Source organism: uncultured Campylobacter sp. (assembly GCF_937949835.1).
In the GTDB taxonomy this organism is placed as follows: Bacteria; Campylobacterota; Campylobacteria; order Campylobacterales; family Campylobacteraceae; genus Campylobacter_B.
This window is the reverse complement of record NZ_CALEDC010000498.1, coordinates 1-2,446: the sequence shown is the minus strand read 5'-3', so window position 1 is coordinate 2,446 and position 2,446 is coordinate 1. Positions and strand designations below refer to the sequence as shown.

The window sequence follows — 2,446 nt, the reverse complement described above, 5'->3', positions numbered from 1 at the left end:
GTGTGGGATCATCACTTTTTTGTTGTTATCTTCGTTTATTTCCCACTTTCCTCTCTCGTCTTGCTTATCTTCCAGTCCTTGTATCTCTTTGGCTGCGTCTAGGTATTTTTTAGCCCTTTGTTCGTCATGTTCGCACGCTAGGGCTAGGCTAAAATTTAAGTCTATAAAGCTCTTTCTTAGGCTTAAAAAGTCATTTTCGCTTTTAGCGTAATTTTCCAAGTCGTCGCTTAGTACGTTTCTTCTTTGCTCTGGCGTTATATTATTCATTATAGGCTCCTGCCTCTGTCGTTTTCGTTTTCTTGCCCTTTAGCCTTGTTTAAAATTTTCTCTTTGGTTTGCGCTAGCGTATCGTTTACCTTCTGATAAAACTTGGGGTAGCTATCTTTAAAATTCGGCGTCTCTTTTTCGATGTCGCCCATTATCTTTTTTAACTTTTCGTATCCTTTGACGTCAAGGCCTTTTTTGGTCTCTTTTTCGTAGGTTGTTTGTAGTTTGGCGTAATTAGCCCGTTCGTTTTCCATCTCCTTAAATCCGCCTTTGACTTTTTTACGTTGTGTGTAGACTTCTTTTACTAAATCGCCCACTGCTTCTTTAAATTTGGGGCTGTCAAAAGCTAGGTCAAGCTTTTCTTGGCGCTGGCGATCTTTTGCGATACTCTCTTCTTTACCCTGTTTTAACATCATCTCAAGGCTTCTATCCATTTCCTGCAGCGCAGTTATAATGCCGTTTATTCCGTCGCTGTTCATGAGATTGTCGATTGATTTTTGAAAATTCGCTTCAAGCTTTGATTGCTGATCCTTGAGATCCTCGAGCTCTTTTTCGTGCTGCATCTCTAGCTCGTCGGCTCGTTTGTTCCAATCCTCTTGCTCGGCGCTGCTTTCTCTACCTGACTGAGGCTCGTTTTGTTGCGGGCTCTGCTCTTTTTCTTCCCCTTTTTCCTTTTTGGCGATCTGCTCCTCTTTTGCCTTGATTTGCTCTTCTATTTTTTCTTTCTCTTTTAAAATTTGTAGACTCTCCTTCAAGGACTCATTTTTTTCTACGCCGTCTAATCTATCTTTTACGAACTCTCTTTTTGCTTTCGGGCTTTTAAATTCGTCTAACTCCTGCTGCTTTTCTTTAACTCTCACATCTAGCAGCTCTTTCTCGCCCAGTATTTCTACGGCTTGCTGCGCGTCTTTGCTTAAATTTGCTGCTCCCATTACTTCGTAGGCAAATTTCTTGTTAATGTCTCGTATCGTGTATTCTTTGCCGTTATCGAAGTCTTCTCTTAGCTCCATATTCATTTCTCTTAAGGTGAGCTCTTTTATTTCGGTCACATCCCTTAGACTCATATTGGTTCTATAAATATCGTTGATTGCTTCTTGAACTTTGCTATCGTCGTCCGTTCCGTATGCAGTATAAAACTCTCTTACGCAAGCCACCGCGCTTGTCTCATTGCTTTTGAATAACCCGGTATTTGCTATGGCTTGCTGACAATCTAAAATCTTGTTTCTCGTGTCGTCCATATCTTTGTTTTGCGTTTGCGGCTCATTTTCTTCCCCTTTGCTTATATTTGAAGTCGTTAGGGTTTGTTCGTCCTCGCTTAAATATGCCCATTCGGCCATCTGCTCTTGCGTCAGCTCTTCTGCCACCTTAAATCCTTTTGATAGATTATTTTTCAGCAGTCTATCATTTGTTAGATTTAAAAAACTTTTAAAAAACGACATACAAAAAGGTTTAGATTTGCCAAAAAAATTAAAAACGCTCACAAATGCCTTTTAAATGCTCTACAATCAAAAATAAGCTTTTTCCTCTATTCTTTCCTTAATTTTTCATCTATGCGGCTTTAATAGCTCTTAAAATCGTTTTAAACGCTTGACTGATTTTAAAATTTAAAAATCCAGCTTTAATTAAAAATTTTCCCATCGCATTAATTATTAATTTTTTTGAAATTTCTTCTCTGTATATATAAATATGTTTTTAAGGAAAATTTAAGCTATCTAAAAATTTAATTAAAATTTAAAAATTCTAAAAATTTAAATTTTCAGCAACACAGACTCTATCTAAATTTTATTTTTTCCCTTTTTTAAATTTGTTTTTTACATATAGGTAGGAGGCGAGGCATTTTGTAAAAACTTAAACTTTTTATTTAATTTTTAATTAGGCTATTAAATAGCCTACATTTCTTTATTTCAATATACTTTTTAGTTGCTAACCTTAAAAATTATTCGAGGCATTTTGTAAAAAATCGCTTTTCTTAACCGCTTTTTTGTCAATTTTAAGAATTTCAAGCTCCGTAAAATCGCACTTTAAGCAAAAAATTTTTACTTCAAAAAATTTCAACCTTAAAGACGGCTACTTTTCGCTTACTTTTAATTAAATTTTGATAAAGTTACTTATATGAAAAATTTGGAAAAAAATAAGAATATCTATGTGCAACACGGACGTTTTTATATTGACTGCCAAA

At 35.5% G+C, this 2,446-nt stretch carries 1 protein-coding gene and 1 pseudogene; both read right to left on the bottom strand.

The features are described 5' to 3' along the window. Positions 1–267, bottom strand: a pseudogene (locus tag Q0256_RS11045) (hypothetical protein); the annotation flags it as partial. Next, the gene (locus Q0256_RS11040; protein WP_297963075.1) at positions 267–1,631 is read right to left on the bottom strand and encodes a hypothetical protein; all 1,365 of its coding nucleotides are present in this window, start codon (positions 1,629–1,631) and stop codon (positions 267–269) included. The gene Q0256_RS11040 and the pseudogene Q0256_RS11045, both read right to left, overlap by 1 nt. Positions 1,632–2,446: the final 815 nt, after the last annotated feature.